Annotated in this window: 20 protein-coding genes; 3 read left to right on the top strand and 17 right to left on the bottom strand. The window is 69.8% G+C overall.

What is annotated here, in order from left to right; translation table 11 throughout:
* Positions 1 to 69: 69 nt before the first annotated feature.
* The 3 genes from QU602_RS03645 to QU602_RS03635 all read right to left on the bottom strand — a co-directional run bounded on the left by QU602_RS03645 (position 70) and on the right by QU602_RS03635 (position 2732).
* Positions 70 to 741 carry a response regulator transcription factor gene (locus QU602_RS03645; RefSeq protein ID WP_308798818.1) on the bottom strand — a complete coding sequence of 224 codons (672 nt, stop codon included), beginning with the start codon at positions 739 to 741 and terminating at the stop codon, positions 70 to 72.
* The gene (locus QU602_RS03640; RefSeq protein WP_308798817.1) at positions 738 to 2036 is read right to left on the bottom strand and encodes a sensor histidine kinase; all 1299 of its coding nucleotides are present in this window, start codon (positions 2034 to 2036) and stop codon (positions 738 to 740) included. The genes QU602_RS03645 and QU602_RS03640 overlap by 4 nt, the downstream gene beginning before the upstream one ends.
* A 111-nt stretch (positions 2037 to 2147) precedes the next feature.
* The gene (locus tag QU602_RS03635; RefSeq protein WP_308798816.1) at positions 2148 to 2732 is read right to left on the bottom strand and encodes an HhH-GPD-type base excision DNA repair protein; all 585 of its coding nucleotides are present in this window, start codon (positions 2730 to 2732) and stop codon (positions 2148 to 2150) included.
* A 154-nt stretch (positions 2733 to 2886) separates the two neighbouring features.
* On the opposite strand from QU602_RS03635, the gene QU602_RS03630 reads away from it, so the two are divergent.
* A complete protein-coding gene (locus QU602_RS03630; RefSeq protein ID WP_308798815.1) occupies positions 2887 to 3258 on the top strand; it encodes a VOC family protein in 372 nt (123 codons plus the stop codon).
* Between the two features lie 42 nt (positions 3259 to 3300).
* On the opposite strand, the gene QU602_RS03625 is transcribed toward QU602_RS03630, so the two are convergent.
* The 11 genes from QU602_RS03625 to QU602_RS03575 all read right to left on the bottom strand — a co-directional run bounded on the left by QU602_RS03625 (position 3301) and on the right by QU602_RS03575 (position 17590).
* Positions 3301 to 4389, bottom strand: coding sequence for a LacI family DNA-binding transcriptional regulator (locus tag QU602_RS03625; RefSeq protein WP_308798813.1), 1089 nt, complete (start codon positions 4387 to 4389; stop codon positions 3301 to 3303).
* A gap of 4 nt (positions 4390 to 4393) precedes the next feature.
* Positions 4394 to 5917: an L-arabinose isomerase gene (gene araA, locus QU602_RS03620; protein WP_308798812.1), complete on the bottom strand. Its 1524-nt coding sequence runs from the start codon at positions 5915 to 5917 to the stop codon at positions 4394 to 4396.
* 71 nt (positions 5918 to 5988) lie between these two features.
* Positions 5989 to 7725 (bottom strand): xylulokinase, encoded by a 1737-nt coding sequence (locus QU602_RS03615; protein WP_308798810.1) that lies wholly within the window; start codon positions 7723 to 7725, stop codon positions 5989 to 5991.
* Complete coding sequence (locus QU602_RS03610; RefSeq protein ID WP_308798809.1) at positions 7722 to 8426, bottom strand: L-ribulose-5-phosphate 4-epimerase; 705 nt, start codon at positions 8424 to 8426, stop codon at positions 7722 to 7724. The genes QU602_RS03615 and QU602_RS03610 overlap by 4 nt, the downstream gene beginning before the upstream one ends.
* Positions 8427 to 8575: 149 nt before the next feature.
* The gene (locus QU602_RS03605) at positions 8576 to 9694 is read right to left on the bottom strand and encodes a substrate-binding domain-containing protein (RefSeq protein WP_308798808.1); all 1119 of its coding nucleotides are present in this window, start codon (positions 9692 to 9694) and stop codon (positions 8576 to 8578) included.
* Between the two features lie 51 nt (positions 9695 to 9745).
* Positions 9746 to 11098 carry a multiple monosaccharide ABC transporter permease gene (mmsB, locus tag QU602_RS03600; RefSeq protein ID WP_308798807.1) on the bottom strand — a complete coding sequence of 451 codons (1353 nt, stop codon included), beginning with the start codon at positions 11096 to 11098 and terminating at the stop codon, positions 9746 to 9748.
* On the bottom strand, positions 11095 to 12615 hold the full coding sequence (mmsA, locus tag QU602_RS03595) for a multiple monosaccharide ABC transporter ATP-binding protein (RefSeq protein WP_308798806.1): 1521 nt from the start codon (positions 12613 to 12615) through the stop codon (positions 11095 to 11097). Before mmsA ends, mmsB begins: the two co-directional genes overlap by 4 nt.
* 231 nt (positions 12616 to 12846) lie before the next feature.
* On the bottom strand, positions 12847 to 13854 hold the full coding sequence (locus QU602_RS03590) for a LacI family DNA-binding transcriptional regulator (protein ID WP_308798805.1): 1008 nt from the start codon (positions 13852 to 13854) through the stop codon (positions 12847 to 12849).
* A gap of 137 nt (positions 13855 to 13991) precedes the next feature.
* A complete protein-coding gene (locus QU602_RS03585; RefSeq protein ID WP_308798804.1) occupies positions 13992 to 15392 on the bottom strand; it encodes an MFS transporter in 1401 nt (466 codons plus the stop codon).
* Positions 15389 to 16219, bottom strand: a complete 831-nt coding sequence (locus QU602_RS03580) for an aldo/keto reductase (protein ID WP_308798802.1) — start codon at positions 16217 to 16219, stop codon at positions 15389 to 15391. The genes QU602_RS03585 and QU602_RS03580 overlap by 4 nt, the downstream gene beginning before the upstream one ends.
* Before the next feature lie 57 nt (positions 16220 to 16276).
* Positions 16277 to 17590 carry an APC family permease gene (locus tag QU602_RS03575; RefSeq protein ID WP_308798801.1) on the bottom strand — a complete coding sequence of 438 codons (1314 nt, stop codon included), beginning with the start codon at positions 17588 to 17590 and terminating at the stop codon, positions 16277 to 16279.
* Positions 17591 to 17707: 117 nt separating this feature from the next.
* Here QU602_RS03575 and QU602_RS03570 point away from each other — a divergent pair, with 117 nt between their 5' ends.
* The gene (locus QU602_RS03570; RefSeq protein WP_308798800.1) at positions 17708 to 18436 is read left to right on the top strand and encodes a hypothetical protein; all 729 of its coding nucleotides are present in this window, start codon (positions 17708 to 17710) and stop codon (positions 18434 to 18436) included.
* Here the strand turns inward: QU602_RS03570 and QU602_RS03565 are convergent.
* The 3 genes from QU602_RS03565 to QU602_RS03555 all read right to left on the bottom strand — a co-directional run bounded on the left by QU602_RS03565 (position 18433) and on the right by QU602_RS03555 (position 22665).
* On the bottom strand, positions 18433 to 19593 hold the full coding sequence (locus tag QU602_RS03565) for a cystathionine gamma-synthase (protein WP_308798798.1): 1161 nt from the start codon (positions 19591 to 19593) through the stop codon (positions 18433 to 18435). The genes QU602_RS03570 and QU602_RS03565 overlap by 4 nt on opposite strands.
* Before the next feature lie 54 nt (positions 19594 to 19647).
* Positions 19648 to 21015 carry a cystathionine beta-synthase gene (locus QU602_RS03560; protein ID WP_308798797.1) on the bottom strand — a complete coding sequence of 456 codons (1368 nt, stop codon included), beginning with the start codon at positions 21013 to 21015 and terminating at the stop codon, positions 19648 to 19650.
* Positions 21016 to 21138: 123 nt separating this feature from the next.
* Positions 21139 to 22665: a sugar porter family MFS transporter gene (locus tag QU602_RS03555; RefSeq protein ID WP_308798796.1), complete on the bottom strand. Its 1527-nt coding sequence runs from the start codon at positions 22663 to 22665 to the stop codon at positions 21139 to 21141.
* A gap of 184 nt (positions 22666 to 22849) precedes the next feature.
* Between QU602_RS03555 and QU602_RS03550 the strand changes: the two genes are divergently transcribed.
* Positions 22850 to 23572, top strand: a complete 723-nt coding sequence (locus QU602_RS03550) for an SDR family NAD(P)-dependent oxidoreductase (RefSeq protein WP_308798794.1) — start codon at positions 22850 to 22852, stop codon at positions 23570 to 23572.
* The last annotated feature ends 1 nt before the right edge of the window (position 23573 follow it).

The following is a 23573-nucleotide window of genomic DNA, read 5'->3' as shown; positions in this document are numbered from 1 at the left end:
CCCCCTACCCCGGTACGGCCCGCCATGCTCCCCGCGCGCTTCGCGCGACCGTCCGGTCGCACCCACGTGTCAGGAGCCCGGGCGCACCAGGCCGGTGTCGTACGCGAACACGACGGCGTGCACGCGGTCGCGCAGCGCGAGCTTCTGCAGGATCTTGCTCACGTGGGTCTTGACCGTCTGCTCGGCGATGAAGAGCTCGGTCGCGATCTCCTGGTTCGACCGGCCGCGCGCGACCAGCTCGAGCACCTCGCGCTCACGCGACGTAAGCGTCGCGAGCAGATGTTCGTCGACGACGGGCGCGGGCGCCCGTCGGGTCACGTCCTCGATGAGCCGCCGTGTGACGCTCGGTGCGAGCAGCGCATCGCCGGCGGCGATCACCCGCACCGCGCGCGCGACCTCGTCGGGCAGCGCATCCTTCAGCAGGAACCCGCTCGCGCCCGCACGGAGCGCGGCGTGCACGTACTCGTCGATGTCGAACGTGGTGAGCATGAGCACCCTGGGCACGTAGTCGCTCGAACGCGGCGGGGTCTGCAGGGCAGCGGTGGCCTCGATGCCGTTCATTCCGGGCATGCGCACGTCCATGACGACGACGTCGGGGCGCAGCTCGTGCGCGAGGCGCACCGCCTCGGTGCCGTCGGCGGCCTGCCCGACCACGCTGATGCCGTCCTGCGCATCGAGCACGGCGGCGAAGCCGGCCCGCACCATCGCCTGGTCGTCGGCGATGAGCACCGTGATCGTCACGAATCCTCCCGCGGGGCGGACATCGGGAGCACGGCGTGCACCCGGAACCCGCCGAGCGGCGTCGGCCCCACCTCGATCGTGCCACCGACGAGCCGCGCACGCTCGCGCATGCCGATCAGCCCGTGACCGAGTCCCGCGCCGTCATCCGCGGGCGCGCCCGCCGGGGCATCCGTCGGCGCGTTCTCGACCGTCACCACGACGGCCGCGCCCTGCGCGCGCACCGCGACCGCGGTCGTCGCGCCGGGGGCGTGCCGGAGCACATTGCTCAGCGCCTCCTGCACGATCCGATAGCTCATCTGCCCGGCGAGGGCGCCGCCGCGGACGGACTCGTCGAACGATGCGGTCACGGGCAGGCCGGTGCGGGCCACGCTGTCGACGAGCGCCGGCAGGTCGTCGAGGCCCGGCTGAGGCGCGGTCTCGGCTTCGCCGTCGGGATCACGCAGCACCGTGAGCAGCTCGCGCATCTCCGCCATGGCCCCGCGCGCCGTCGCAGCGATCTCACCGAACTCGGCGACGACGGGCTCGTCGAGCCCGGGCAGCCGGTACGGCGCGCTCGTCGCCTGCACCTGGATGATCGACATACGGTGCGCGACCACGTCGTGCAGCTCGCGCGCGATGCGCGTGCGCTCCTCCGCGATGAGCCGGCGCTCGTGCTCGGCAGCGCCGAGCTTGCGTTCCTCGTCGAGCTCGGCGGTGAACCGGCTCCGCATCGTGTCGGCGAGCCAGCCCGCACCGAGAGCGACCGCCGTGACCGATGCGCTCGTCACGAGGTTCGCGACCACCCCGTCGAGCGTCGCCCCACGGTCCGGGAGGAACGCGAGCCCGAGCGGCACGAGCACGCCGCCGAGCCACAGCACGAGCGCCGGGCGCAGCCCGCCGCGCCACGCGAGCAGCCCGACGATGAGCGCGAGCAGGATCATCTGCGGCACGCTCACCGGCCAGGGGGCGCCGTGCGGGGCGGCGCCGAGCAGGAGGAACAGGACGTGACCCGTGAGGAATGCCGCGACCGCGGCCCACGGCCAGCGCATCGCGAGCGGCAGCGCACCGGCTTGCAACAGTCCGATCCCGAATGCGACGGCCACGTGCACGCCGTATGTCGCGGCATCGATCGGCACGCTCACCGCGTACAGGGGCACCGCCGCGGAGACGACGACGGACCAGGTCACGATCTCCACCGACCACGCGTCGGGTCGGTCCGGTCCGGTCGGTGCGTCCGGGCCGTGCGGTTCTGCCACGGCCGGCGGCCGCGGGGGCGCGGGCGGCACCGGCGGCTGGGGTGCATCGGGCGTGCTCATGCGCTCACTCTCCCATCGGGCGGTCGACCGCACATCACTCGCGAGAGCGGTTCCGGCCCCCTACTCGCGAGGGAGAGTCCGCCGGAGCGCGGGCCGGCGCCGAGACATCCGTCAGCCCTTCGCCGCCTTGGCCGCGGCCTTCGCGGCCTGCTTGGTCTCGCGCACCTTCGCCAGGGACTCGGGGCTCACGATGTCGGCGACCGACCGGAAGGACCCTTCCTCGCCGTAGGCGCCGGCGGCCTCGCGCCAGCCCGGCGCCGCGAGGCCGTACTGCTTGCCGAGCAGCGCCAGGAAGATGCGCGCCTTCTGGTCGCCGAAGCCGGGCAGCGCTTTCAGCCGCTTGAGCACGTCGGCTCCCGACGGCTCGCCGCGGGTCCAGATGGCGGATGCCTCGCCGCCCCACTCGTCCCAGATCGCCGCCGCGAGCGCCTGGACCCGGCCGGCCATCGATCCGGGGTACCGGTGGACCGCGGGTGTCTGCTGGAAGATCGCGGTCAACTCGTCGAGGTCGGTCGCCGCGATGGTCTCGGGGTCGATCGATCCGAGCCGCTCGCGGATCTTCAGTGGCCCGGCGAAGGCGGTCTCCATGGCGACCTGCTGATCGAGCAGCATGCCGACCAGCAGCGCGAACGGGTCGGACGACAACAGCTCGTCGGCCGCGGGGTCGTCGGTGATGTGCAGCTCGTGATTCGCCATGCGAGCCATCCTTCCATCCGGGATCCGCGCACCGCATCGACGTCGCTCATCAGGACAGATTGTGACCGGATGCTTCGCCAGACTGGCCGCAGCGCGGTCGGATGGAGCCGCCCGCGTCGATCCACTGAAGTCGATCCCTCTGAAGGAGCAGACCATGGACTGGAAGATCGAGCTCATCTTCGTGCCGGTGACCGATGTCGACCGTGCGAAGGAGTTCTACGTCAACATCGGGTTCAACCCCGACTTCGACCAGCGCGTCATGGAAGGCCTGCGGTTCGTGCAGCTCACGCCGCCCGGTTCGGCGTGCTCGATCGCGATCGGCGAGGGCCTCGGCAGCGGCGTCGAGCCGGGCACACTCGACGTGATCCAGGTCGTCATTCCCGACGCCGACCAGGCGCTCGCCGACCTCGTCGCGAAGGGCGTCGACGCCGAGGGCGTCGACGAGCAGGCCTGGGGCCGGTTCGTCACGTTCCGTGACCCCGACGGCAACCGCTGGACGCTCCAGGAACTGCCGCCACGCGACTAGCGCCGTCGCTCGCTACTCGACGTGCGCCGCCGCCGTCGCTCGCTACTCGACGTGCGGCGGCGCCGTGCTCGCGCGGACGACGAGCTCGGGGACACGCGCCGTCCGGTCGCGCGCGCCCGCGTCATCGCGCACGGAATCCAGCACGGTCGCCATGACGTCGCGTCCGAGCGAGTCGAAGTCCTGCCGGACGGTCGTCAGCGTCGGCGTGAAGAAGGCCGCCTCAGGGATGTCGTCGAACCCGACGACGCTGAGCGCGCCCGGCACGTCGACCCCGGCCTCATGGCACGCGCGCAACAGCCCCAACGACATCTGATCGTTTCCCGCGAAGACCGCGGTCGCCCAGCCCTCGGTGAGGATCTCCCGGCCGATCTCGTACCCGGACGCGGCAAGCCAGTCCCCCACCAGAGCCGGCCGAACCTCGAGCCCGTGCGCGCGCATCGTGTCCGCCCACGCGCGCCGCCGCTCCGCGGCGTCCATCGAATCGTCCGGACCCGTGACGTGCACGATCCTGCGGTGCCCGAGCTCGATGAGGTGCTCGGTCGCACGCACAGCGCCCCCGTACTGGTCGAGTGCGACCCGGTGCATGCCGGGTTCGGGCTCGGACGCGACCGCGACGAGCGGCACGCCCGCATCGATGCCGCGGAGCACCTCGGCCGCTTCGCGCTCACCCGCGATCAGCACGATCGCCTCGACGCGTTGCAGCACCAGCTGGTGAACGGCCTGGCGCAGCGCAACGGCGTCCAGCGTGCGCATGCTCACCTGGCTCACCGTGTACCCGGCGTCCCGCGCGGCCTCGTTGAAGCCGAGCGCCGCACTCGACGGCCCGTAGTCGGGTCGCCCCGCCTGGATGAGCCCGATCGTCCCAGACCGTCGCATGGCCATCGCCCGCGCCGCCGGCGAGGGCGTGTACCCGAGCTCCGCGATCGCCGCCTCGACGCGCACCTTGGTCGACGCGGCGACCCCGGTCAGCCCGTTGAGCACGCGCGAGACGGTCTGGTGCGAGACGCCCGCGCGGCGCGCCACGTCGAACATGGTCGGCACGACGGCCGGGACGGCGGAGCCCACCGGGGGGCCCGCCCGGCCCGAGGCATCCGTCTCGCCCACGCGACCTCCCTCCCGGACCTGCGCCATGCGCCTAGAGACCCTGCGCCAGGCGGTAATACGCCTGGTTCCACCGCACCTCGCGATCGAAGCCGCGCGTGGTGGTCTCCTCGTCGATGACGAGCAGCTCGATCTTCGCAAGCTCGGCGAAATCGCGGAAGACCTCGATGCCGACCGCCGTCGACATGACGGTGTGGTGGGCGGCGCCCGCGGTCAGCCACGCGGCGGCACTGGTCTGGAAGTCGGGCTGCGGCTTCCAGATCGCGCGTCCGACGGGCAGCTTCGGCAGCGGATGCCTCGGCGGCACGTTCTCCACCACATTCGCCGTCAGGCGGAAGCGCTCACGCAGGTCCGACAGCGCGACGACGACCGCCGGTCCCGGGTCCGCGGTGAACACGAGCCGGACCGGGTCGTCCTTCCCGCCGATGCCGAGCGGGTGGATCTCGAGCGACGGCTTGGCCGTCGTGAGCGAGGGCGACACCTCGAGCATGTGCGACCCGAGGATCAGCTCGTCACCAGGCGTGAGGTCATAGGTGTAGTCCTCCATGAGGCTCGCGCCGCCGGGCAGCCCGGCACCCATGACGTTGGCGATGCGAACGAGCACCGCGGTCTTCCAGTCACCCTCGGCGCCGAATCCGTACCCCTCGGCCTGCAGTCGCTGCACCGCGAGGCCGGGCAGCTGCTTCAGCGCGCCGAGGTCCTCGAAGTTCGTCGTGAACGCGCCGAATCCCCCCTCCTCGAGGAACGCGCGCAACCCGAGCTCGATCGCCGCGCCGTCGCGCAACGATTGATGCCGTTCGCCGCCGCGACGCAGCTCGGGCACGACGTCGTAGAGATCCTCGTACTCCTGCACGAGCAGGTCGACCTCGGCGTCGGTCGCCGCGGCGACCGACTCGGCGAGCTCGTTCACGCCCCAGGTGTTGACCTGCACGCCGAGCCGGATCTCCGCCTCGGTCTTGTCGCCCTCGGTCACCGCGACGAAGCGCATGTTGTCGCCGAAGCGCGCGAGCTTGAGGTCACGGCTCGCCGCGAGGCCCGCCGCGGCCCGCTGCCAGGTCGCGAGCTCCCGCTGCACGCGCGGGTCGCTCGCGTGGCCGACGATCGTCTTCCGCGGCACGCCCAGGCGGGTCTGGATGTACCCGAACTCGCGATCGCCGTGCGCCGCCTGGTTGAGGTTCATGAAGTCGAAGTCGATCTCGGCCCACGGCAGCTCGACGTCGGCCTGCGTGTGCAGGTGCGCGAGCGGCTTCTGCAGCGCCTCGAGCCCCGCGATCCACATCTTGGCCGGGCTGAACGTGTGCATCCAGGTCACGACGCCGATGACCTGCTCGGCCGCGTTCGCCTCGAGCATGACGCGCTTGATGGCGGCCGAATCGGTCAGCACCGGCACCCAGACGACCTTCACGGGCACGTCGGCCGCGCCGTCCAGCTGTTCGACGACGCGCTGGGACTGCTCGGCGACCTGCCGCAGCGTCTCCTCGCCGTAGAGGTGCTGGCTCCCGGTGAGGAACCAGACCTCGGAGTGGTCGAGGCTCGTCGTCAGCGGTGTACGGGGCATGGGGTTCGTCTTCCTGTTCGGCCGCGGCGGTGCGGCGATGGTGTGGGGTGCCGGGTGTCTCTCCGGCCGGTTCAGAGCGCCTCGACGGCCGCCGCCTCGGCGGCGAGCCCGGCTCGGTACCGGCCGAGATAGGTCGCGAAGCCCGCGACGTCGTCGGGATCGGGGTCGGCGATGGCGAAAGCGGACTGCGCGAAGACGTGATCGTCGAGGTACGCGCCGAGATCGCGTCCGCTCGGTTCCGCCGCGTAGGCGGCGAGCACGGCCATGCCCCAGGCACCGCCCTCGGACGCGGTGTCACCGACGGCGACCGGCGCTGCGAGGGCGCCCGCGAGCAGGCGCTGCGCGACGCCCGCCGTGCGGAAGATGCCGCCGTGCGCATACATCCGGTCCAGCGCGACCCCCTCATCCGTGAGGACGCGCATGCCGAGCGCGAGCGTGCCGTACACGCCGTACAACTGGGCACGCATGACGTTCGCGAGCGTGAGCCGGCTGTCGGGAGTTCGGACGATCATGGGCCGGCCCTCCGGCAACTCCACGATCGGTTCGCCGGCCAGGGTGTTGTACGCCAGCACGCCGCCCGCATCCGGCTCGCCCTCGAGCGCTTCGCTGAACAACAGCTCGTAGACCGCGTCGACGTCGACGGTCGCGTCGCGCCCCGCCGCGAGCTCGGCGAACCGCGTGAACACGCCGGCCCAGGCTGCGAGCTCGCTCGCACCGTTGTTGCAATGCACCATCGCCACCGGGTCGCCGGCCGGCGTCGTCACGAGATCGACTTCGTCGTGGGCGTGCGCGAGCGGGCGCTCGAGCACGACCATGGCGAAGATGCTCGTCCCGGCGCTCACATTCCCTGTGCGCGGCGACACGGCGTTCGTCGCCACCATGCCGGTGCCGGCGTCTCCTTCCGGCGGGCACAGCGCGACGCCGGGGCGAAGTGTGCCGGTCGGATCGAGCAGCGCGGCCCCCTCCGCGGTGAGCTCGCCCGCGGCAGCGCCGGCCGGGAGCACCTCGGGAAGCACCGCGGCGAGCCGCAGTCCAGACGCGCGAGCGGCGAACCGCTCGTCGAATCGCTCGAGCAGCTCCGCGTCGTAGACGTGCGCCGCGGCGGAGCCGGCGATCCGAGCACCACCTTCCGGGGCGGCGCCGACCGGGGCAGCACCTTCCGGGGCACCACCTTCCGGGGCAGGGCCTTCCGGGGCAGCGCCTTCCGGGGCAGCACCGATCGGAAACATGCCCGACGCGTCGCCGACGCCGAGCACCCTGCGGCCGGTAAGCCGCCAGTGCACGTACCCGGCGAGGGTGGTGAGCATGTCGATGCGCGGCACATGCGGCTCCTCGTCGAGGACCGCCTGCGCGAGGTGCGCGACCGACCAGCGCAGCGGGATGTTCACGCCGAACAGCTCGCTGAGCTCGGCCGCGGCCGGCCCCGTCGAGGTGTTGCGCCACGTGCGGAACGGCACGAGCAGCTCGCCGGCCGCGTCGAATGCGAGGTAGCCGTGCATCATGGCCGAGACCCCGATGACGCCGAACGTCTCCGGCCGCACGTGGTGTCGGCGATCCACATCGGCGACGAGATCCGCGTACGCCGCCTGCAACCCGTTCCACACGGCGTCGAGCGAGTACGTCCAGCGGCGGTCGACGAACTCGTTCTCCCACGCATGGCTGCCGACGGCGAGCACGAGCGACGGGTCCTCGGCGTCGACCAGACACGCCTTGATGCGGGTCGAGCCGAGCTCGATGCCGAGTGTGGTGCGGCCGGCGAGGATCGCCTCGCGCGAGGCATCCGCTCGATCCCTGCGTTGCTCGCTCATCGACGCGCGTCCCCGCTCTGTCCATAGACGTTCTGGTATCGATCGAAGAGGCGGTCGATCTGGTCCTGCGGAATCGGGATGAGGGGTCCGGCCTCGCGAGCGAGGTGGACGGTACGTGCGACGTCCTCGACCATCACTGCGGCTTTCACCGCGTCCTTCGCGTCCACCCCGATGGTGAACGGGCCATGGTTCTGCATGAGCACCGCCCGGGACCGGTGACCACTCAGGGTCTGCACGATGCCCTCGCCGATCGACTCGTCACCGATGATCGCGAACGGACCGACGGGGATGGGGCCGCCGAACTCGTCGGCCATGCCCGTGATCACGCACGGGATCTCCTCGCCGCGCGCGGCCCACGCGGTCGCGTACGTCGAATGCGTGTGTACGACGCCGCCGACCTCGGGCATGTGCCGGTACACGTAGGCGTGCGCGGCGGTGTCGCTCGACGGGCTGCGATCGGAACCCGGCGACCCGGGGATCACGTTGCCCTCGAGGTCGCAGAGGATCATGTTATCGGGAGCGAGGTCGTCGTACGAGACCCCGGAGGGCTTGATGACGAACAGGTCTGCGCCGGGCACGCGGCCCGAGACATTGCCACCCGTCCAGATCACCAGTCCGTATCGGGTCAGCTCGCCGTGCAAGCGCGCGACGTCCTCGCGAATCACGCCGATCGCCGCTTCGATCTCAGGGCTGAATCCCATGCTGCCGACGTCTCCGTCCCGAATTGTGAGCGCTAACAGCATGTGATGTTAGCGCTCACACTCCGCCGTCACAACGCCTGGCACACGAACGCGGCCCCTGTGCCGGCGATGAGCCGGCGCGGGGGCCGCGTGTGGAACGGGAGCTGGGGTCAGCCCGCCGCGTTCACGATCTCGAGGAGATTCGGGTTGTTGGCGTATGCCTCGGCAGCGTTCTCCTTGGTGACGATCACCGGGTCGAGCAGGTACGCGGGAACGACCTTCACGCCGTTGTCGTACTGCTCGGTGTCGTTGACGTCGACCTCTTCACCCTTCTGAAGCTGCTCGATCATCTTGATCGTCTGCTCGACCAGGAGCGTGGTGTCCTTGTTGATGGTCGAGTACTGGATGCCGTCCATGATCGACTTGACCGACTCGACCTCGGAGTCCTGGCCGGTCACGGTGATCTTGGTGACGTCCTTGCCGGCCTGCTGGGCCGACGTGAGGATGGCACGCGCCAGGGTGTCGTTCGGCGAGAGGACACCGTCGATCTCCTTGTCGCCGTAGGTCGAGGTCAGCAGCGAGTCCATGCGGCTCTGCGCGTTCTCGGCCAGCCAGCCCTCGGTCGCGGTCTGCGCGATCTCGGTCTGACCCGACGCGACGACGAGCGTGCCGTCGTCGATCTTCGGCTGCAGCACGTCCATCGCGCCGTTGAAGAAGACCGCCGAGTTGGCGTCGTCGGGCGAGCCCGAGAAGAGCTCGATGTTCCACGGGGCGTCGTGACCCGAGCGTGCGGCGAGACCCTCGAGCAGCGCCTCACCCTGCAGCTGGCCCACCTTGAAGTTGTCGAACGCCACGTAGTAGTCGACGTTCTCGGTGTTCTCGAGAAGCCGATCGTACGCGATGATCTTCACGCCCGCATCCGCAGCCTGCTGGAGCTGCGTGCCGAGCTGCTTGCCGTCCTTCGCACCGATCACGATGACCTTCGCACCGTTGGTGATCATGGCCGAGATCTGGTTCTGCTGCTCGGCGACGGTGTTCGACGCGGGAGCGTACTGGACGTCGGGCTTGAACCCGGCATCCTTGAGCCCGGACTCGAACAGTCCGCCCGCGAGCACCCAGTTCTCCGAGGTCTTGTCGGGAAGGGCGACGCCGATCGTGGAGTCGGCCGGGAAGCCGGCCGACTCGGAGCTGCCGGCGTCGGAGCCACCGCGCTCGCCGCTCGCGCAACCGGCCAGCGCCAATGCTGCCGCCGCTGCCACGGCGGTTGCCGTCAAAGCGATTCTCTTCATCGATGTGTCACTTTCTCTCTTGGTGTGGTGAGACGATTCGGCGGGTGCGCGTCAGTCGCGCACGACGTCGGCCGGCTGGCTCGTCTCATTCGTCCCGGCCGTCGGTACGACGGCGGGAGCTTCGGGGGCGGCGGTCTCGAGACGTGCCTGCCGGCGACGCGACCAGATGCCGAGGATGGACGGGCCGCCGCTGCGCTTGCTGAGCACGTCGACACCCACCGCGAGCAGGAGCACGAGCCCCTTGATGATCGAGACGAAGTCGGCGCCGACGCCGAGCAGCTGCAGACCGTTGTTCAGGAAGGCCATGACGAGACCACCGATGATCGAGCCGATCACGGTGCCGATGCCGCCCGAGACGGCCGCGCCGCCGATGAACACGGATGCGATGGCGTCGAGCTCCCAGCCGTTGCCGTCCTGCGGCCCGGAGGCCGTCGACCGGGCGACGAAGATCATGCCGGCGAGTGCCGCGAGGACCGACATGTTCATCATGACGAAGAAGTCGACACGGCGGTCCTTGACGCCCGAGAGCGTCGCGGCCAGACGGTTGCCGCCGACCGCGTAGATGTGCCGGCCGAAGATCGTGTTGTTCGTGACGAACGAGTACACGATCACCAGGACGACGAGGATGATGCCCGAGATCGGGAAGCTCGTACCCGGGCGGCCGGTCGCGAAGAGCCATGCGGCCCAGAGGATGACGCCCGAGAGGACGACGACCTTCAGGATCGAGACCCACGCCGGTGCCATGGACGACCCGGTCTTGCGCTGTTGCGCGCGGAGGCGGAGCTCGTTCCACACGATCCAGGCGACGCCCAGGACGCCCAGCACCATCGTCAGCACGTTGAAGTTCAGCGGCAGGGCGAGCTCTGGCAGGTACCCGGCCCCGATCTTGCCGAACTCGGGCGAAACGGGCACGGTCGTGGACTGGCCGACGACCTGGTTCGCGCCGCGGAAGATGAGCATGCCGGCCAGGGTCACGATGAAGGCCGGAACCCCCACATAGGCGACCCAGAAGCCCTGCCACGCGCCGATCGCCACGCCGACGAGGAGGCCGAGCAGGATCGCGAACGGCCAGGGCAGGTTCCAATCCGCCATGGACTTCGCGACCACGATGCCGGTGAACGCGGCCACCGACCCGACGGAGAGGTCGATGTGCCCCATGATGATGACCATCACCATGCCGATCGCCAGGATCAGGATGTACGAGTACTGGTTGACGACGTTGATGAGGTTCGTCGGCGAGAGGGTGAGCCCGTCCGTCATGATCTGGAAGAACACGATGATGACGATGAGCGACCCGAGGATGCCGAACTGGCGCAGGGTCGACTGGCCGCCGCCGAACGCCTTGCGGATGTCGGCGAGCCCGCCGCTCTTCTTCTTCGGGCTGGTTTCGGTCGCGCTGGTCATGCGATTGCCTTCTTCTTGGCGGAGGTCATGCTGCGCATGAGGTTCTCCGGGGTCGCGTCGGATGCGGGGATGTCATCGGTGATCTGGCCTTCGAAGACGGTGTAGATGCGGTCGGCGATGCCGAGCAGCTCGGGCAGCTCACTCGAGATGAGGATGACGCCCTTGCCCTGCGCGGCGAGCTTCTGGATGATCGTGTAGATCTCGTACTTCGCCCCCACGTCGATGCCGCGGGTCGGCTCGTCGAGGATCAGCAGGTCGGGGTCTGTGAACATCCATTTCGCGAGGACGACCTTCTGCTGGTTGCCGCCCGAGAGCTTCGAGACGCCGGCGTCGACGCTCGGCGTCTTGATGCGCAGCTGCTTCCGGTAGTCCTCGGCGATACCCGCCTCGCGGGTGTCGTCGACGACGCCGCGCTTGGCGATCTTCGAGAGTTTGGCCGAGACGATCGAGCGCTTGATGGAGTCCAGCAGGTTCAGCCCGAGCACCTTCCGGTCCTCGCTCACGTAGGCGAGCCCGTGATCGATGGCGGCCTCGACGTCTTTCAGGACGATCTCTTTGCCGTCCTTGATGATGGTGCCCGACAGATAGTTGCCGTAGGACCGGCCGAAGAGGCTCATCGCCAGCTCGGTGCGGCCGGCACCCATGAGGCCCGCGAGACCGACGATCTCGCCGCGGCGCACGTGGAAGCTCGAGTGCTTCGCGACGAGTCGCTCGGGCGCCTGCGGGTGCTGCACGGTCCAGTCGCGGACCTCGAAGAACACCTCGCCGATCTTCGGGGTGCGGTCGGGGTAGCGGCTCTCGAGTGAGCGGCCGACCATGCCGCGGATGATGCGATCCTCGTCGACGCCGCCGGCGCGCACGTCGAGCGTCTCGATGGCGCGACCGTCGCGGATGATCGTGATCGAGTCGGCGATCTGCTCGATCTCGTTGAGCTTGTGGCTGATCATGATCGACGCGATGCCCTTGCCCTTGAGCCCGAGGATGAGGTCGAGCAGGTGCTGGGAGTCGTCCTCGTTCAACGCGGCGGTGGGCTCGTCGAGGATCAGCAGTTTGACGTTCTTGGCGAGCGCTTTGGCGATCTCGACGAGCTGCTGTTTGCCGACCCCGAGGTGCTTGATCTGGGTGTCGGGGTTGTCGACGAGTCCGACGCGCGCCATCAGGTCGACCGCCTCGCGCTTGGCCTTGACCCAGTCGATGCGGCCGCCGCGGGCCACCTCGTTGCCAAGGAAGATGTTCTCGGTGATCGACAGCTCGGGGATCAGCGCGAGTTCCTGGTGGATGATCGCGATGCCGGCGTGCTCGCTCGCGCGGATGTCCTTGAACTCCACCGGCTCCCCGCGGAACCAGATCTCGCCGGTGTAGGTGCCGACGGGGTAGACGCCCGAGAGCACCTTCATCAGGGTCGACTTCCCGGCGCCGTTCTCGCCGCAGATGGCGTGGACCTCACCGGCCTTCACCGTGATCGACACGTCGGAGAGGGCTTTGACGCCCGGGAATTCCTTGGTGATGGAGCGCATCTCGAGAATCGGCGGTTGGCCGACCCCGGGCGAATGCAACGTCGGGCTCACGTATGACCTCGCTGTCGATGGAATCGAATCTGATGCCTCGATGCGCCGGCATGTGACCGTTCACATCGGAGACCATCGTGCATCTCGGCCCGCCGGGTGTCAAGTCGATCCGGAACGTCTTGCGAAGCGATGCCATTCCGAGACGTTCGGGCGACCCCGCCCGGCCCGGTCAGGGCACCGTCACTGCACGGCGCGGAGCGCCAGCGGCGAGGTCGTCGACTCCCTCACGACCAGCTTCGGACGCAGCGGGGACTCGGGCTCGACGTGGACGCCACGCATCTCGGCGAGCAGCAGTGCCATCGTGCGACGCCCGGCCTCGGCGAACTCCTGATGCACGGTCGTGAGCGGCGGCCAGACGTGCGGGGAGACGGGGATGTCGTCGAACCCGACGACGCTCACCGCTCTCGGCACATCGAGCCCGGCATCGCGGAAGCCGTGCATCAGTCCGATCGCCATGAGGTCGTTCGCCGCGAACACCGCGCTGAAGTCGCGACGGCGCGCGAGCTCGCGGCCGGCGAAGTAGCCGAAGTCGGCCGTCCAATCCCCCAGGATCGGGGGCCTCGTCGGCAGATCGGCGTCGGACATCGCCTCCAAGTAGCCCTGCATGCGGCTCTCGGCCTCGATCCAGTCGCGCGGGCCCGCGAGGTGCACGATCTCGTGATGCCCGAGCTCGATGAGATGCTGCGTCGCCGCGCGCGCGCCGTGCACCTGGTCGGCGGCGAGCTCGGTGCGCAGCGCCCCGGACGCCGATTGCAGGCTCACGAACGGCACGCCGAGCGAGAGGTCCCTGAGCACGTTGAAGACCCGGACCTGAGGCGCGATCACCACGAGACCCTCGATCGCCTGCTCCATGAGGTGCTCGACACCCTCGAGGATCGCCTCGGGCGTGGTGCCACTGAGGTTGGCGGTGTTGACCCAGTACCCGGCCTCGCGCGCGGCATCCTCGATCGCGGCGACCGAGGACGAGGGGCCGTACTCACCGGTGGTCGCCATGAGCACGCCGATCGTCCGCGAACGGCTCGTGACGAGGGCACGTGCGGCCCGATTCGGCCGGTACTGCAGCGTCTCCATCGCCTCGAGGACCCGCTGCTTCGTCTCGGGCCGGATGCTCGGATGCTGGTTGAGCACGCGCGAGACCGTCTGATGCGACACCTCGGCCAGGCGCGCGACGTCGCGGATGCTCGGCATTCGCCCTCCATCAGACTCTTGCATCACCTGCGACCGTTCGCCCGTGAATGTGCACGTTCACATTTCCGGTCCGATTGTAGTAGCCTGCCCGAAGTTCTCTCCCCGCGGCCCGTCGGGGCGGGGCGACGCCGTCCGACCTACCCTGCCGAGGTGGTCGGCGGCCGGACCCGGCCGGCGAGCAGCAGCGCTACGAGCGCCACGACGACGGTGACGGTGAACTCGGGGTAGTACCAGTCGAACGCGAACGCGCTCGCGACGAGCGCGGTGACCGCGATCGACACCGATGCCCCGAGCGACTCCCCGATCGTGAGGGCCGCGCTGTTGAACCCCTGTTCCCGTCTGGGCGAGAGCTCGAGGACGGCGACCGAGAACCGGGGGTACATGAATCCCATGCCGAAGCCCGCGAGCGTCCAGGCCACGAACCCGATCGCCGGGTGCCAGGTGAGCACCGAGCCGGCGAGCACGAGGACGAGCGCGACGAGCAGCAGGCCACTGCCGATGCGGACGACGCGCGTGTTCGGCACCCGGTCGAGCTTCCCCTGCAGCCAGCTGGCGACCGCCCAGCTCACCCCGGCGCCCGTGAGCACGGCACCGGCGACGCTCGGCCGCATCTCGTACGTGTCGCGGAAGAACGCGGGCAGATAGACCTCCGTCGCGAAGAACGCCGCCGCGACGATGGCGCGCATGAGCACCGTGGCGGGCAGACCCCGGCGACCGGACAGGGTTCCCGGGGGCAGGAGCGGTCGGACGGCGATGAGCACCACGACGATCGCGATCGGCGCGGCCACCCAGCGCCACGGATCGCCGAGGTCCTTCGCGAGGCCGAGCGCGAGCGCCGCTGCCGCAGCCAGGAGCGACCAGAGGATGCGTCGTACACTCCACGGCACATCGCGGTCGCCGGCGAGCTCCTGGCGCGCGCGGATGAGCGGCACCAGCACCATGACGCTGACCGGCAGCGCGAGCACGGCGACGCCGAGGAACACCCAGTGCCAGCTCGTCGCCTCGGCGACCAGCCCGGCGAGGGTGGGGCCGACGATCGACGGGATCACCCACGCCGCGGCGAAGCCCGCGAACACCTTGGCTCTGAGGTACTCCGGGTACTTCCGCGCGACGATCACATAGAGCGGGACGATGACGGCGGCGCCCGCGAACCCGTGGACGAACCGTCCGATGACGAACACGACCATGTCGGTCGCCGTTCCGGCGATCAGCACGCCGATGAGCCAGATGATGGCCGAGGCGATGAGCGGCGCCATCGGCCCATCGCGATCGGACCAGTTGCCGGCGATCACCATGCCGACGACGCCCGAGGCGAGCGGGATCGCGAAGGCGACCGCGAACAGGGACCAGCCGTCGAGCTCGTCGGCGATCAGCGGCATCACGGTCGTCACCGCGAGGGTCTCGAACGCCGCGAGGAAGACGAGCGCGAACATCCCGAGGCTGAGCCAGCGGAAGCGAGCCGAGAACACCCCGTCCGGGCGCTCGGTGGCAGCTGGGCCGCCGGGCGCGCCGGACTCGCGCGGGGTCGCCTCGGTCACATCTCCTCGTGTACCTCGGGGTCGGCGTCGTTCAGACGTCCGCGCTCGAGCGACGAGATGGCCTCGACGTCCTCCGGCAGGAGCTGGAAGCCGAACACGTCGAGGTTCGTGCGCCGCCGCTCGGCGTCAGCCGACTTCGGGATCGGGATCGACTCGAGTTCGACGTGCCAGCGCAGCACGAGCTGCGCCGGCGTCACACCGTACCGGGCGGCGAGCTCGGTGATCACGGGTTCCCGCAGGAGCTCGCTGCGCTTCGCGAGCGGGCTCCAGCTCTCGGTCCTGATGCCGTACTCGTCGTGGAAGTCGCGCAGCGCCGCCTGCGGGAAGTACGGGTGCAGCTCCACCTGGTTCACCACGGGCATGAGCCCCGTCTCGTCGAGGAGGCGTCTGAGCATGCCCTCGGTGAAGTTCGACACGCCGATCGACCGCACGAGGCCCTTCTCGCGCAGCGTGATCATGGTGCGCCACGTCTCGACGTAGCGGTCGACACTCGGGTTCGGCCAGTGGATCAGGTACAGGTCGACCCACTCGAGGCCGAGTCGCCGCCTCGACTCCTCGAAGCTCGCGAGCGTCTCGTCGGTGCCGTGGTGCCGGCCGGGCAGCTTCGTCGTGATGACAAGGTCCGAGCGGTCGACGCTGGTGCGTCGGAGCGCCTCCCCCACCGCGGCCTCATTGCCGTAGTTGTAGGCGGTGTCGATGAGGCGGTAGCCGTCGTCGATGGCTGAGAGGACGGCCTCGACGCCCACTTCGTCGTCGAGCCCGTACGTGCCGAGGCCGAGGGCGGGGATCCGGTTGCCGTCGCGCAGCGCGTACTCGGGAACGGTCATTGCTCCATCCTCACGCACAGCGCGATCGGATGCCACATTCGCGCATCGCGCGATGGCTCAGGGCGTGCGGCCGCGCACGCGGCGCACGACGGTCACGGCGACGGATGCCACGGCGAGCACGAGCGGCACCAGCAGGTTCTGCCAGGCGAGCACGAGGAGCCCCGCGGTCATCACGGTTGCGACGACCGCGAGCCACCAGCCGACGCTCCAACGGCGCAGCAGCAGCGTCGCGGCGAGCATCCCGGCGGCGTAGATCGCGACCATGTTGCTGGTGTGGATCAGGATGAACGCGGTCAGGTCGAGCCCGTTCAGCAGCATGAGTCCGAAATAGACGACGATGAGCGCACCGGTCAGGGCAAGCGAGCGGCGCGGGATCTCACCGTCGGCGGCGCCTTTTGCGAGGAACCGGGGCAGGTCGCCGTCGCGCCCGAGGGCCGCGCCGAGCTTGCCGAAGGCCGGAAGGTAGGCGTTCACCACACCCAGGCTGACGATTCCGGCGACGATCGCGACGAGCACCGATCCGACGCCCGGCGCGGTGGACTCGACGAGCGCCAGCAACGGCACCTGCCCGTCACCGGCCTGTTCGCCGAGCACCGCCACGGTCACGAACTGCAACGACAGGTAGCCGAGCCCGACGATGACGATCGCGATGGCTGTGGCGATCGGGATGGTGCGACGCGGGTCGCGGAACTCGCCGGCGATGTGGGTGCCGACCTCCCACCCCGCGAACGCCCAGACGAACAGGCTGATCGCCAGCCCCACGCCCGCCCAGCCGTGCGGCAGGAACGGTTCGAAGTTCGCGGCATCCGCGGCGGGGAACGTCGCAGCGACGACGCCGATCACGACGGCGAGCAGCAGACCGGTGAGCACGAACTGCACCCACCCGGCGATGCGCACGCCGAACCAGTTCGCGATGAACGGCGGCACGAAGAGCGCGAACCCGATGATCGGCACGGCCGCGCGGTCGACGCCGAGCACCGCCACCACATACTCACCGCCGAGGACGGCCACGACCGGCGCCCCGACGCAGACCCCGAAGTAGAACCAGTAGCCGGTCATGCGCGCGGCGGTCGGGCCGAGGGCGCGCCTGACGTAGCTGGCGACACCGCCCGCGTCCGGGAACCGTGCGGCGAGCGCCGCGAAGGTGCCCGCGAGTGGCACCGAGAGGACGAGTACGGCCGCGACGGCGACGATCGAGGCCGGCCCGGCCGCCGCCGCCGCGAGCCCGGGCAGCACGAGGATGCCCGTTCCGAGCACGCTCGCGACGTACAGCGCCGTCCCCTGACCGAGCCCGAGCGTGCCGTGCGCCGTCCCGTGCGCGGGCGCGTCGACGTTCGGCGTCGAGACCGGGGCATCCGTTCGCGAACTCACCCGCTCAGTCTGGAGCATCCGCGCACTCGACCACCGGCCTCGGAATGTCGATGTCCGATAACATCCGGCCAGCCTGCCGTCACGAGCGCGACCATTCGCCCGCCATACGATGGAGCCGTGCCGCGAACCCGTGCCCGTCACCGCGCAGCGGCGCGCGACGCCGCCGCCTACCGATGGCAGACGTCGACCCAGCCGCCCGCGCTCGAGCGCGTCGGGCACTCGTCATGGCTGCCGCAGCTCCTCGTCCTGCTGTTCACGCTCATCGCGCTGCTCGCGGTCGCCGCGAGCTGGCTCGTGCCCGCCGTCGTCGCGGGGCTCTCGACCGGGTGGGGCACGACGCTCGACGGCGGGCCCGCGCGCGCCGTCACCCTCTCGGGGCCGGCGTGGATGTACGGGCTGATCGGCCTCGTCTTCCTCGCGATCGCGGTGGGCGGCGTCCCGTACGTCGTGCGCGAGACGCGGAAGCACCGAGCGCCCGCGGCCATCCTGACGCTCGCACCCGAGTTCCTCACGGTGCACACGATCCGCGACGTCCTGCACGGCCCCGGCGCGCGGAAGCCGCGCATGCGGGAGGCGCCGACGGCGTTCGAGTGGGCCGACGTCGAGGCGGTCGAACCAAGCCCCGACCCGGAGGACGGGCGTCCGGCCCTCGTCGTCCGCCGCTCCGCGGCCGAACGGCTCGGCATCACCGTCGGTGCCGGCAGCACCGTGCGGATCCGCATCCGAGGGGACGCACGGGACGTGCCGGTGCTCGCCTACTTCCTCGCCGAGCAGCGGCACCGCCCACGGCTCGGATCCGAGGCGTCGGCGCGGGTCGCGCGACGACTTGCGGGCTGCCCGGCCTAGAGGCGCGCGAGCGCCGCGTCGATGTCGGCCAGCAGGTCGTCGACGTCCTCGATACCGACCGAGAGCCGGACGATCGACTCGGGCACCTCGGCGTCGGTGCCGCGCACCGACGCATGCGTCATCGACCAGGGGTGGTTCACGAGCGACTCGACGCCACCGAGCGACTCGGCGAGTTGGAACAGCTCGGTCGACTCCGCGAACCGGTGGGCGGCCTCGCCGCCGCCGGCGAGCTCGATCGAGAGCATGCCGCCGAAGCCCGACATCTGGCGGGCGGCGAGCTCGTGCCCGGGATGCGAGGCGAGCCCGGGGTAGAAGACGCGGGCGACGCCCGGGTGGGCTGCGAGGCGCTCCGCGATCGCGAGGGCGTTCTCGCTGTGGCGCTGCATCCGGACGCTCAGGGTCTTGATGGCGCGTGACGTGAGGAACGCGTCGAAGGGGCTCGACACGGCGCCGGCCGCGAACTGCGTGAAGCCGACCTGCTCGGCGAGCTCCTCCTGGCCGGCGGCGAACACGAGCGCGCCGCCGATGAGGTCGGAGTGGCCGCCCAGGTACTTGGTCGTCGAATGCACGACGACGTCGGCGCCGAGCGAGATCGGCTGCTGCAGCGCCGGGCTCGCGAACGTGTTGTCGACGACGGTCAGCAGGCCGGCCTCCTGGCCGAGCTCGGCGAGCGCGGCGACGTCGGAGATCTTCATGAGCGGGTTCGAGGGCGTCTCGACCCACAGCACCTTCGTCGTGCCGAGCTCGACGGCGCCACGGACGGCGTCGAGGTCGCTGGTGTCGACGGTCGAGTGGGTGACGCCCCAGTCGCCGAAGATCCGGCGGATGAGCCGGTGCGTGCCGCCGTAGACGTCGTTGCCGATCACGACGTGGTCACCCGGGCGGAGCGCGGTGCGCAGCAGCGCATCCTCGGCCGCGAGGCCCGAGGCGAACGAGAGTCCGCGGATGCCGCCCTCGAGTGCGGCGAGCTGCGTCTCGAGCGCTGTGCGCGTCGGGTTGCCGCCGCGGGAATATTCATACCCGCCGCGCAGACCGCCGATGCCGTCCTGGACATACGTCGACGTGAGGTAGACCGGCGGGATGACCGCACCGGTCGTGGGGTCGAACTCCTGTCCGGCGTGGATCGCGCGGGTGTCGAAGCGTGCGTCGTCGTGCATGGTGATGCCTTTCACGTCGAAGGTCGAAGCGGCGGCCGCGCCGCGCCGACCGGTTCAGTGGGAGAGATACGTGAGCAGGTCGGTGCGCGAGATCACGCCGACCGCCTTGCCGCCGTCCGTGACGAGCAGCGCGGGCGCCTCGGTGAACGCGGCGCGCGCGGTGGCGACGGGCTCGTTCACGCCGATGAGCGGCAGCGGGTCGTCGATCACGGTCGCGACCTGGTCCGTGAGCTTCACGTCGCCCGAGAAGACCTTGCCGAGCAGGCCCTCCTCGCCGAGCGAACCGAGCACCTCCCCGAGCACGACGGGCGGGTCGGCCGAGAGCACCACGAGCTGCGAGACGCCCGTCTCGGTCATCAGATCGATGGCCTCGCGCACCGTGTCCTGCGGGTGCACGTAGACGAGCGGTGCCGTGCGGCCGGCCTTCGCCGACACGACGTCGGCGATGGTGTGCCCCTCGGGCGCATTGCCGAAGCCGTACGCCCGCATCCACTTGTCGTTGAAGATCTTGCCGAGGTATCCGCGACCGCTGTCGGGCAGCAGCACGACGAAGACGTCGTCGGCCGACGCGTTCGCCGCCGCCTTGAGCGCGGCGACCACGGCCATGCCGCTCGAACCGCCCACGAGGATGCCCTCTTCGCGCGCGAGGCGGCGCGTCATCGCGAACGACTCCGCGTCGGTGACCTCGATGATCTCGTGCGGCACGGCCGGGTCGTATGCGGCCGGCCAGAAGTCCTCGCCGACCCCCTCGACGAAATAGGGGCGGCCGGTGCCACCCGAGTACACCGACCCCTCGGGGTCGGCGCCGATGATGCGCACCCGGTCGTCGGAGACCTCACGCAGATAGCGGCCGGTGCCGCTGATCGTGCCGCCCGTGCCGACGCCGGCGACGAAATGCGTGATCTCACCGTCGGTATCGCGCCAGATCTCGGGGCCGGTGGTCTCGTAGTGCGAACGCGGGCCGTTGGGGTTCGCGTACTGGTTCGGCTTGAACGCACCGGGGATCTCGCGCGCAAGCCGGTCGGAGACGCTGTAGTACGACTCGGGGCTGTCGGGCGCGACCGCCGTCGGCGTCACGACGACCTCGGCGCCGTAGGCGGTGAGCACGTTGCGCTTGTCTTCGCCGACCTTGTCGGGGCACACGAACACGCAGCGGTAGCCGCGCTGCTGCGCGACGAGCGCGAGGCCGACGCCGGTGTTGCCCGACGTGGGCTCGACGATCGTGCCCCCCGGCTTCAGCAGCCCTTCGGCCTCGGCCGCGTCGATGATCCGCGCCGCGATCCGGTCTTTCGACGAACCGCCCGGGTTCAGGTATTCGAGCTTCACCAGCACCGTGGCATCCGTCACGCCTTCGGTGACGTGACGGAGCTTCACGAGGGGGGTGTCGCCGACGAGGTCGGTGATGGACTCTGCGTACTTCATGCTGTGTTCAATCCTCTGGTGGAGTGCGCGAACCGTGAGCGGATGCCACGGCGAGACGCTCGGGGAAGGGGTCGCCTGCTCAAGCGACGTTCAACACAGCAGCGAGGAGCTCACCAAGCAACCTTATCCGGTCGGCGTGGAAGAAGTCTCCGTCTCCGACCTCGCGCGCTTGACGCGCGCCGAGCCCCTGGCCGGGAAGAGCGTCTCCGACTCCTCGAGCGACATGCCGTTCGTCTCGGGCACCTTCCAGAAGACGAACACGAACGACAGCGCCGCGAACGTCGCGTACATGCCGTACGTGAACAGCAGCGAGATGTCGCCGAGCACCGGGAAGGTGACCGTGACGGCGAAGTTCGCGAGCCACTGCGCGGCCGCGGCGAGGCCCAGCGCGCGACCGCGGATGCGGTTGGGGAAGATCTCGCCGAGCAGCACCCAGACGAGCGGGCCCCACGAGGCGCCGAAGAACACCACGAACAGGTTCGCGGCGACGAGGGCGATCGGCGCCCAGCCGCCGGGCAGCGAGACCTCGCCGCCCACCTCGACCGAGTTGGCGAACGCGAGCGCCATGGTGCCGAGACTCAGGGTCATCCCGGCCGAGCCGATCAGCAACAGCGGGCGGCGGCCGACGCGGTCGACGAGGGCGATGGCGATGAAGGTCACGACGATGTTCGTGACGGACGTGATGACACTGATCGTGAGCGAGTCGGACTCGTCGAACCCGACGGCCTTCCACAGCGTGGTCGAGTAGTAGAAGATCACGTTGATGCCGACGAACTGCTGGAACACCGACAGCAGGATGCCGATCCAGACGATGCCCTTCAGGCCGAGCACCGGGCCGCGAAGCGCGCCCTTCGTCTGCTTGGCCGCGGCGTCCTCCTGCATCGAGGTGCGGATCTCGCCGAGCGACCGCTCGACGTCGGTCGGCTGGATCCGCGCGAGGATCCGTCTCGCGTCGTCCTCTTTGCCGACCTTCATGAGGAAGCGCGGCGACTCGGGCAGGAACAGCGCGATCACGCCGTAGACGATCGCGGGCGCGGCGCACGCGAGGAACATCCACCGCCACGCCTCGAGCCCGAACCAGAACGGCTCTCCCGCGCCGCCCGCGGTGTTGGCGAACACAGCGTCGGAGAGCAGCGCCGCGAAGATGCCGAACACGATCGCGAGCTGCTGCAGCGATGCGAGCCGCCCGCGCGCACGGCGCGGCGAGATCTCGGCGATGTACGCGGGCGCGACGACCGACGCGATGCCGATGCCGACACCGCCGACGAGGCGCCAGATGATCAGGTCCCACACGGCGAACGCGAAGCCCGAACCGATCGAGGACACGAGGAACAGGATCGCGCCGATGACCATCACCGGGATGCGCCCGAACCGGTCGGCGAGCCGCCCGGCCAGCTCAGCGCCTGCGGCACACCCGAGCAGCGCACTCGCGATCGCGATGCCCGTGAGCGCGGCCGACAGGTCGAACTCCGCCTGGATCGCGTCGACCGCCCCGTTCACCACGGACGAGTCGAACCCGAACAGGAACCCGCCGACCGCACCCGCGACGGCGAGCCAGATCACCCGCGCGTTCAGCCCGCTACCGCGCCCCGCCTCCGCAGGTTCGATGGTCACTCCGGATGCTCCGCCTGCGCCCTGCGCGTCGACCATGTCGCTCCCTCTGTCGGTGGCGACGTTGAGCCTACTCCCGCGCGTCCCCGCGTCCGGGGATTGCGCGCGGGGGACGCGCGTGCAACGAGGTCGCGATGTCACCCTGTTTCGACTAGTATTCTAGGATCGAGTTGGTACTTTCGAAGTCGTTGAACGGTGGTCTCACATGGATGGTCGGATTGTGTTGGTCACGGGGGCCGCCTGCGGGCTCGGGGCGGAGGTCGCCCATACCCTTGCGGGAGATCACACACGACTCATCGGCCTGCACTCCCACGCACCGCATGCGGACACGGTTGAACTCGCTGCACGAATCGAGGATGCGGGCGTGGAGACCGTGCTCCTCCCGTTCGACCTCGTCGAGCATCCGCTGTCATCCAGCAGGCAGATCGTCGAGACCTTTCTCGATGCGGCCGAGTCGAGAACCGGCCGACGCGAGGTTCATGTCGTGGTGAACAACGCGGGTGTGGCTGATCGCGATGAGTTCTCGCATGTGATGCAGCATCTCCTGGCGCTCTCCCGGCTGAACCTGGCCGCACCCATGTTCATCGTCAAAGCACTGCTTCCGTACCTGGCGTCGAACGGTCGAGTGATCAACATCTCGACGAGTTTGAACCACGTGGCCGCTCCGTATCAGGTCGCATGCATCGCGAACACGGCAGCTCTGGATTCGATGACCACCTCGCTCGCCTCGGTCCTCGCCGAACGAGACGCCACGATCAACGCAGTCCTGCCGGGGTACGACGAGCGCATGCAGTCGGTGCACAGGAGCATCGGCACGGCACCCGTGATCGCACAGATCGTACGATTCCTTGCCTCCGACGATGCACACTTGATCACCGGGCAGCTCATCGATGCGCCCGCCTACGATGGGCCCCTCAACCGCGTCTCCCCCCAATGCGCGACGTGAT

This window comes from Agromyces protaetiae (assembly GCF_030866785.1).
Taxonomy (GTDB): Bacteria; Actinomycetota; Actinomycetes; order Actinomycetales; family Microbacteriaceae; genus Agromyces; species Agromyces silvae.
The sequence above is the reverse complement of the archived record's forward strand: the minus strand, read 5'-3'. Positions and strand labels throughout refer to the sequence as shown.

What these genes read in the sequence shown, in the direction of transcription:
- QU602_RS03640 (WP_308798817.1), bottom strand. Translation starts at nt 2,036, where the DNA reads ATGAGCACGCCCGATGCACCCCAGCCGCCGGTGCCGCCCGCGCCCCCG.
- QU602_RS03635 (WP_308798816.1), bottom strand. Translation starts at nt 2,732, where the DNA reads ATGGCGAATCACGAGCTGCACATCACCGACGACCCCGCGGCCGACGAG.
- QU602_RS03630 (WP_308798815.1), top strand. Translation starts at nt 2,887, where the DNA reads ATGGACTGGAAGATCGAGCTCATCTTCGTGCCGGTGACCGATGTCGAC.
- QU602_RS03625 (WP_308798813.1), bottom strand. Translation starts at nt 4,389, where the DNA reads ATGGCGCAGGTCCGGGAGGGAGGTCGCGTGGGCGAGACGGATGCCTCG.
- araA (WP_308798812.1), bottom strand. Translation starts at nt 5,917, where the DNA reads ATGCCCCGTACACCGCTGACGACGAGCCTCGACCACTCCGAGGTCTGG.
- QU602_RS03615 (WP_308798810.1), bottom strand. Translation starts at nt 7,725, where the DNA reads ATGAGCGAGCAACGCAGGGATCGAGCGGATGCCTCGCGCGAGGCGATC.
- QU602_RS03610 (WP_308798809.1), bottom strand. Translation starts at nt 8,426, where the DNA reads ATGGGATTCAGCCCTGAGATCGAAGCGGCGATCGGCGTGATTCGCGAG.
- QU602_RS03605 (WP_308798808.1), bottom strand. Translation starts at nt 9,694, where the DNA reads ATGAAGAGAATCGCTTTGACGGCAACCGCCGTGGCAGCGGCGGCAGCA.
- mmsB (WP_308798807.1), bottom strand. Translation starts at nt 11,098, where the DNA reads ATGACCAGCGCGACCGAAACCAGCCCGAAGAAGAAGAGCGGCGGGCTC.
- mmsA (WP_308798806.1), bottom strand. Translation starts at nt 12,615, where the DNA reads ATGCGCTCCATCACCAAGGAATTCCCGGGCGTCAAAGCCCTCTCCGAC.
- QU602_RS03590 (WP_308798805.1), bottom strand. Translation starts at nt 13,854, where the DNA reads ATGCCGAGCATCCGCGACGTCGCGCGCCTGGCCGAGGTGTCGCATCAG.
- QU602_RS03580 (WP_308798802.1), bottom strand. Translation starts at nt 16,219, where the DNA reads ATGACCGTTCCCGAGTACGCGCTGCGCGACGGCAACCGGATCCCCGCC.
- QU602_RS03565 (WP_308798798.1), bottom strand. Translation starts at nt 19,593, where the DNA reads ATGCACGACGACGCACGCTTCGACACCCGCGCGATCCACGCCGGACAG.
- QU602_RS03560 (WP_308798797.1), bottom strand. Translation starts at nt 21,015, where the DNA reads ATGAAGTACGCAGAGTCCATCACCGACCTCGTCGGCGACACCCCCCTC.
- QU602_RS03555 (WP_308798796.1), bottom strand. Translation starts at nt 22,665, where the DNA reads ATGGTCGACGCGCAGGGCGCAGGCGGAGCATCCGGAGTGACCATCGAA.